This is a genomic window from Alcanivorax sp. HI0083, from assembly GCF_001635175.1.
Genome location: NZ_LWFX01001694.1, coordinates 1 through 859, shown reverse-complemented (window position 1 = coordinate 859; position 859 = coordinate 1). Strand labels below are relative to the sequence as shown.

Annotated in this window: 2 tRNA genes and 2 rRNA genes; all 4 read left to right on the top strand. The window is 49.8% G+C overall.

The features are described 5' to 3' along the window. A 16S ribosomal RNA gene (locus tag A3754_RS24765) occupies nucleotides 1-169 on the top strand; the annotation flags it as partial. Nucleotides 170-245: 76 nt separating this feature from the next. After that, nucleotides 246-322: transfer RNA gene (locus A3754_RS24760), tRNA-Ile, on the top strand. Between the two features lie 17 nt (nucleotides 323-339). Further along, nucleotides 340-415: transfer RNA gene (locus tag A3754_RS24755), tRNA-Ala, on the top strand. Between the two features lie 290 nt (nucleotides 416-705). Next, nucleotides 706-859: ribosomal RNA gene (locus A3754_RS24750) — 23S ribosomal RNA — on the top strand; the annotation flags it as partial.

The window sequence follows — 859 nt, the reverse complement described above, 5'->3', positions numbered from 1 at the left end:
AATACGTTCCCGGGCCTTGTACACACCGCCCGTCACACCATGGGAGTGGATTGCACCAGAAGTGGATAGTCTAACCTTCGGGAGGACGTTCACCACGGTGTGGTTCATGACTGGGGTGAAGTCGTAACAAGGTAGCCGTAGGGGAACCTGCGGCTGGATCACCTCCTTAACGACAAAGATTTCCGTCCTGTTCAGGGCTCACACGTTTGCTTGTCTGGTAATTAAAGGGTGTAGACGCTTTTTATAGGTCTGTAGCTCAGTTGGTTAGAGCGCACCCCTGATAAGGGTGAGGTCGGCAGTTCAAATCTGCCCAGACCTACCATTTTCAGCATTGTAAATGGGGCCTTAGCTCAGCTGGGAGAGCGCCTGCCTTGCACGCAGGAGGTCAGCGGTTCGATCCCGCTAGGCTCCACCAATACTGCTGCACTGGTAGAAGCGCAAAGAAGTCAGAATCAAGCATTGTCTTGCTTGCTTCTGACTTTTTAGTCAGGTGCCTGAATCTTTATGATTCGGCCAGCTCTTTAACAATTTGGGAAATGAGAAGTCCAAGTATTCAATGAGAATGCAAGCGTTAGATATTATCTCTGACATTTGTGTCTTTATGGTGAATCGTTATCACGATGAGTGACCTGGGCGGTGATGGAGTTTGAAGCGGAAAGGCGCAAGTCTGGAAGTGGAAAGTGAAGTGACTGTTTTGGGTTATATAGTCAAGTGAATAAGCGTACACGGTGGATGCCTTGGCAGCCAGAGGCGATGAAGGACGTAGTAGCCTGCGATAAGCTTCGGGGAGTCGGCAAACAGACTTTGATCCGGAGATTTCCGAATGGGGAAACCCACCTGTCATAAGGCAGGTATCACA